The organism is Kitasatospora sp. NPDC032150, from assembly GCF_055579945.1.
In genome coordinates this window covers 1-5,710 of sequence record NZ_JBVIMH010000079.1, presented here as the reverse complement: position 1 = coordinate 5,710, position 5,710 = coordinate 1, and the positions used below count along the sequence as shown (strand labels likewise).

Sequence of the window (5,710 nt, the reverse complement as noted above, 5' to 3'; positions counted from 1 at the left end):
GCTCCGCATGCTGATCCGCCGTGCCACCACCCGCTACCGCTGGGACGGACGCCCGACCACCCGACGCCTCAAGTGATCCATTTGCCGGTCGGTCTTAGCTGTCGGGGTCGCCGAGCGGTTCCTCGAAGTCGCCGATCATCGCCGGGTCGTCGAACGAGTTCGACTGTGGCCAAGGGGTGGCTCCCGTGACACCCAGGTCACTGCGCATTGCCTCTCTGGTGGCGCGTATCAGGGGCCAGAGCGCTTGTTGCGCCTCGGCGGCGGACCGCAGGGTTTCATCCCTCCTGGGGTTCCCCTGTTCGATGCGCTTGATCTGCCCGTACACCCGGGTCAGTGCATCGTTCAGCTCGTTGGCCGGTCCGATCACCGTGTCGGGGGCGATCATCAGCGTCTCGGACCAGCGATCCCGGTGGGTGTCCTTGGCTCCTTCAAGCGCCCGAATGTCCTCCTCGCTGGCTGCACGATCCCGCATGACGTACAGGTGGCGGCTCAGCGCTGTGGCGAATTGCCGGGCGTCCCGGTGGAGTTCGGTGTAGCAGCGTCGCCGCAGTTCGCGGTTGTCGCGGGCCTCTTGGATGGCGTGGCTCGTCTCGAGCTCGCGCTCCTTGGCCCGTGCGGCGCCCCGCTGGGTGAGCAACGCACCGCCCAGTGTGCCTGACACACCGGTGATCGCAATCAGTACCGCCCCCAGGTCCATTGGATCACCATAGGGCTTTGTTTCTTGGAGCATGCCGGTCGGGCCGATGCGGCCCAGGCGTTCGGCGGGGCAATGCCCGGGAAGTATCCACTACCGCCCTTCCTGCTGGCGGCCCCAGCCGGCCTCGCTGACGGCGCCGTCGGGCAGGACGGGAAGCGGCCAGGCCGGATCGGGTGCCCAGGTCGGCCATGGCTCGGCGAACGGGCCCGCCCGGTCCTGGAGGAGCCCGAGGACGCGCCCGCGGGCCTGCTCGACAGCGAGGAGCCGGCCGCCGTCCGGGTTGTCCAGCGCGGTGGTCAGAGTGTGCCAGCCGGTCCGGCCGAAGCTTCGAGCCCGGCCAGGTGAGGTGGACCAGGCTGTCGCCGAGGGCGTAGTCGCGGCCCGCTTCGCCCAGGCCGCAGTGGCCGAGCCCAGTGCCGGCTCGGGCACCGGCACCTCGTGGTGAGCTGGGTGCCGCAGCCGCCCAGCAGCAGCCCGCACCAGAAGGTGTCCTCGGCGTGCTGGCGGCGGAAGGCGTCCAACTCGATCGCCTCGAGCGGCAGGATCAGCGGCTCCTCCGAGTTCGCCCCGCCCAGCACCGCCGTCTGGATCCGCCGCTTGTCCGCCGCCAACACCGACCCTCAACGGTCCGACCTGCATGGACGCTTCATCGTGCCACCAAGAGCAGCCCGCTTGCGGGACAACGGGCCCAACTTCCCGGGACCGAGCAGCCACCCGCAGCGGTCACCGGCAGCCGCCACGGCCCGATGGCACCGGTGCGGTGGCCCGCGTGAACGTCCCACCGGGTGGGCAGCAAGAAGAGCGGCGAACAGGCGGGCCGATGAGGGGGACCAACATGGTGGTGCTGGTGATCGTGCTCGGAGCGCTGGCCGCGGTGGCACTCGTCGTCACCTTGGTGCGGGCCGGACGCCGGGAGTCCGCCGCTGAGCAGGTCCGCCTCGCCGAGGACGCCCGCCTGGCCGGGCGCCGGTCCATGGACGCCATCTGGGCCATGGACGACCGCCAGTTCGAGGAGCACGTCGCCGCGCTGTGCCGGCGCGACGGCTGCACGGGCGTCCAGCGCGTCGGTGGCGCCGGCGACCTGGGCGCCGACGTCACCGCCATCCTGCCCGACGGCCGCCGCCTCGTCGTCCAGTGCAAACGCTACGCAGCACATCGAACGGTCGGCAGCGGCGAGGTCCAGAAGTTCAACGGCACTGCCCGCCTCCACCACGGCGCGGACGTGCCGCTGTTCGTCGCGTCCTGCGTCTTCACGAGGCCGGCCCGCACCTTCGCCGCCGGGCAGCAGATCACCCTCGTCGATGTCGACCTGCTCGGCTTCTGGAACAACGGCACCCCCCTGTCATCGCTCCTCGAGCTGGACATCGCCCGCTCCGGCACCAACCGCAAACTCGGACCGGCCGGCTGAATCGCCCCCCACCCCTGAAGTTGATCGCTCCCGCCCCGCCCCCGCCGAGGCCGCCATCGCCGATCCGCTCGGCAAAGCCGACAGCCGCCCCTCCACGGCGCTTCGGAGTCGGCCGTCGGCACGGCGCTACCTGCGCAGCAGCGCGGCGGGGTCGATGTCGAGGGGGAACGGGTCGGTGCGCGCCGGTCCGGACGAAGCGGTCGGCGTCGGCGCCGTGCTCGAGGTGGCCAAGGCACAAGCGGGGGGCGGGTTCGAGTTCGAGGCGCCAGTAGTGCTCGGTGCCGGCCGCTGCCCGGCCGCCGGGCTATTGCGGGCGGTGGCCGGTGAGCTTCTCCCACCGGTCGCGTGCCGCGTCCAGTTCACGGCGTGCCCGGGGAATGCGAGCGTCCGACTTCTGGCGGGCCGTGAGATCGGCGAGTCGTTGGCGGGCCTGCTCGGGGCCGCTGGTGTCGGCGGTCACCTTGCGCAGCTCGGCCTCGGCCTGCGGAATCTTCGCCAGGCGCTCTGCCTTGGCCGCCTTGGCGTCGGCGGCGGCGTTGGCCACCTTCACGACGAACGCCCGCACCTCGGTCTCCGACGTCGCCTCGTCCAGCGCGACGGACACCATCTGCTGACGGCCGGTCGCCAGTGCCAGGTAGACGTGGCCGGCCTTGGGCGAGTACTCGTCGCGGATCGAGACCTGGTGCAGCGGGTACTGGGTGGCCCGGCCGTCCGCACGCGCCTCCAGCACGTGCTCGTACAGCCACAAGCCCCCGACGGAGTCCCGCAGCAGACCCGTGCCGGGGTTCTTGAGCGCGGCCAGACGGGCCCGGGCCGCATCGATCCGGCCCTGGTGTGCCAGCTCGGCCAGCTCAACGCCGCCGCTGGCCGTCTCGCGTTCGCGGGCCGCCTGGTCCCGCAGCCCGCGCAGCGCGCGTCGGGCGGCGTCCAAGTCCCTGCGTTCGGCGACGTACTGCAGAGCGAACGCGTACCGCCAGCCGCCGGGGTAGCGCTGCATCCGCCAGCTCATCACGCCGGCGACCACGAGCGCGCCGATCACCATCCAGCCGACCAACGCCATCACGGCATCCCCTTCCCTGCCCGGCCGGATCAGCTGGGCACACCCGTCAGAGCCGAGCCGATCGTACGGACACCGGCCCGGCAGCGTGCGGGAATCTGAAATCCACCCGGGCGGCTGGCAGTTGAGCTGGGTGCCGCAACTGCCGAATGGGCGGACCGGGACGGTAGCGGGCGGTCTCGGCCGCGTGCAGGGGTGCCGGCCCGTCCGCCGATCTTTGGCGCGGCGTGTCGCCGACTGACCCGGGCGATGTGCCGGATCCACGATGATGGGACCGGCCCGGATCACCGGGCCTGACGCAGCGCGGGGAGTCGCAGGTGGTAACGCAGGTCGAGACCGGCACGCAGCAGGAACGCGTCGTGGGACGGGTGTTCACAGTGCGCCTGGACCCGCACGGCCGCCCTACGGCCGGCACCGTCCGGCTGTCCTGCTCCGGAGCGGCCTGCGCCGATCAGCGCTTCCCCAGCACGGCCGAGGGGCGCAGGGCGGCGGTGGAGCACGTCAAGCTGCACGTCGCCCGCGTCCGTACGGGCGGGGGGCCGCGAGGTCACGCGTACTGCGCCTGTTTGGCCGGCGCCTGCGCGTGGCACGTCGCCGACCCGGATGCGAGCACCGGACGGCATGGCGGGACGCGGCCGGCGGCGGTAACGGGGGCGGTGCGGTGCGGCGGCCCGGTGGTTCTGGCGGTGTACGCGGACCGGACGGGACGGCTGTGGCGGCTGGCGGAGACATGCGCGCGCTGCGCGGCCGCCACCCCCGGCTGCCGGGTGCTGGCCAGCGCCGTGCCCACGGCCCGCACCGCGCCCGCCGCGGCAGACCAGGCGGGCGGGAAGCCGACCGCGCAGGAAAAACGCGCGGGCGGCACGGTCGCGGCGCAGGGCGTGGCGGCGGCGTTCTCCGACCACATCCCCTCCCCCACGACCGAGCCGCCTTCCCCCACCGCCGCACCGGCCGTGCCCGGTGCCCGCACCGCTACACCGGCCGTAACACCGCAAAGCCCGAAGCGGTGCGGGAAGATCGCACAGCGGATCGTGCCGTCCAACCTGCAGCCCGACTCCCTGCGCGCAGAGCTCATCGAACTCGGCGACGCCTTCCGCGCCCACCAAAAGCGCCCCGAACCCGACCACGCGCTGCTCGCCGAGCTCCAGGAACGCAAGGCCCGCGCGTTCGACCTGTGGGCCGACGTCACCGGCGACGCCAACCTGCGCCTGGAGGCGCAGCGGGCCCGGCAGGCGGCGCAAACCGAACGCGAGACCCACCGCAACCGCACCGCCTACGTGCCCGACGGCACCGACGGCCAGCGCGAGGTCGTGGTGGAAAGGTTGCTGACCCGTCAGCAGGCCGCCTGCGCCCGCACCGTGCTGGATTACGTCGCCGCCCACGCCCCGCACCACGACCCGCAGGTCCACCTCGCCGTCCTCATGCTCACCCTGCGCACCGCGCGCACCGGCACCGGGAACGTCACCGGCCAGGACCTCACCGGCTGGCTCGCAGACGACACCGAACGCGTCCTGGACCAACTGGTCGCCGCAAACTGGCTGCGCCTGCCCGGCACCGTCACCGAGGCCCTGGCCTCCCGGCCGGAGAGCCCCACCCTGGTCACCGTGCCCTCGCTGCTGCCCCGTGATCCGTACCCGTTCACCTTCGGCAAGTCCACCCGCCCGAAACTCTCCGGCTGGGCCCAGAAGACCGTCGGCGACCGCAAGCTCCGCAAGAAGAAGACGGGCGCCGCCACCCGGCTCCTCGCCCTGTACACCGCCGCCCACATCCACCCCGACGGCCACCTCGGCCACCCCGAGGACGGCGGGATCCCGCTTCAGGCGGCCGCCGCGTTCTGCGCCCTGCCGACGGAGGAGATCACCGAGCACGCCGAACTGCTGGTCGCCGCCGACTGGCTCACCGACACCGACACCGCCGACGGCCAGCTGCGCGGCCGCCTCGCCGAGCGCCTCTGGCCCCTGGGCGGGCTGCTGTAGACGCTGCGCCCCGGCTTTTCACTGAGTCCGGGATTTCTGTGCCCGCCCCAGGACAAACGCGTTACCCGTGCTGGTAACGCGTGGTGGCCCACCGGACAGCCGGGCCACCGCGGGTTGAAGGCGCGTCCGGCCGAGGTGAGGAGCGGCGATCCGGTCGGCGTGCCGTGACAGCCGCCGCAGACCCAGGAAGTTCTGCGCAGAGATAACTTCCAGCGGGCTGCAACCCCGCACTCGGCTTCAGCCGGCAGCGGCCAGCTCGGGACCGGGCTTGCCGGTTCAGGCAGGCATCTGCGAAGCGGGGGCGCCCAACCCACTGTCACCTGTGCCCTGGTCCCAGCCCAAGGCCAGACCCGATCCGAGCCGGCCAGAGCCTCAGAACAAGGCGTCCAAGCCACCGCTACCGCTCTCAGAGGTCGTTCTGTGCCTTTTTGTCGGGTGCTGGCCTGAAGGCCGGGCATGCACCCGCCCGAGCCACCACTAGAAGGACACCTATGCCCGGCGGATCGGCCCAGCCGAGCTGCCGGAGAAGCGGTGATACGGTCGCTGCCCGTGACAGCGCCACTTCCCGTGTT

Annotated in this window: 5 protein-coding genes; 2 read left to right on the top strand and 3 right to left on the bottom strand. The window is 72.4% G+C overall.

Translation table 11 applies throughout. The features are described 5' to 3' along the window. Nucleotides 1–94: 94 nt before the first annotated feature. Nucleotides 95–697, bottom strand: coding sequence for a hypothetical protein (locus ACZ5ON_RS35610; protein WP_465601671.1), 603 nt, complete (start codon nt 695–697; stop codon nt 95–97). Between the two features lie 90 nt (nt 698–787). Further along, entirely contained in the window at nt 788–1,177 is a 390-nt protein-coding gene (locus tag ACZ5ON_RS35605) for a hypothetical protein (protein ID WP_465601668.1), read from the bottom strand. Nucleotides 1,178–1,517: 340 nt separating this feature from the next. On the opposite strand from ACZ5ON_RS35605, the gene ACZ5ON_RS35600 reads away from it, so the two are divergent. Further along, nucleotides 1,518–2,105, top strand: a complete 588-nt coding sequence (locus tag ACZ5ON_RS35600) for a restriction endonuclease (protein ID WP_465601665.1) — start codon at nt 1,518–1,520, stop codon at nt 2,103–2,105. A 304-nt stretch (nt 2,106–2,409) separates the two neighbouring features. On the opposite strand, the gene ACZ5ON_RS35595 is transcribed toward ACZ5ON_RS35600, so the two are convergent. Beyond that, the gene (locus ACZ5ON_RS35595; RefSeq protein WP_465601661.1) at nt 2,410–3,165 is read right to left on the bottom strand and encodes a hypothetical protein; all 756 of its coding nucleotides are present in this window, start codon (nt 3,163–3,165) and stop codon (nt 2,410–2,412) included. Nucleotides 3,166–3,479: 314 nt separating this feature from the next. On the opposite strand from ACZ5ON_RS35595, the gene ACZ5ON_RS35590 reads away from it, so the two are divergent. Next, nucleotides 3,480–5,138 (top strand): hypothetical protein, encoded by a 1,659-nt coding sequence (locus ACZ5ON_RS35590; RefSeq protein WP_465601658.1) that lies wholly within the window; start codon nt 3,480–3,482, stop codon nt 5,136–5,138. The last annotated feature ends 572 nt before the right edge of the window (nt 5,139–5,710 follow it).

What these genes read in the sequence shown, in the direction of transcription:
- ACZ5ON_RS35595 (WP_465601661.1), bottom strand. Translation starts at nt 3,165, where the DNA reads ATGGCGTTGGTCGGCTGGATGGTGATCGGCGCGCTCGTGGTCGCCGGC.
- ACZ5ON_RS35600 (WP_465601665.1), top strand. Translation starts at nt 1,518, where the DNA reads ATGAGGGGGACCAACATGGTGGTGCTGGTGATCGTGCTCGGAGCGCTG.
- ACZ5ON_RS35610 (WP_465601671.1), bottom strand. Translation starts at nt 697, where the DNA reads ATGGACCTGGGGGCGGTACTGATTGCGATCACCGGTGTGTCAGGCACA.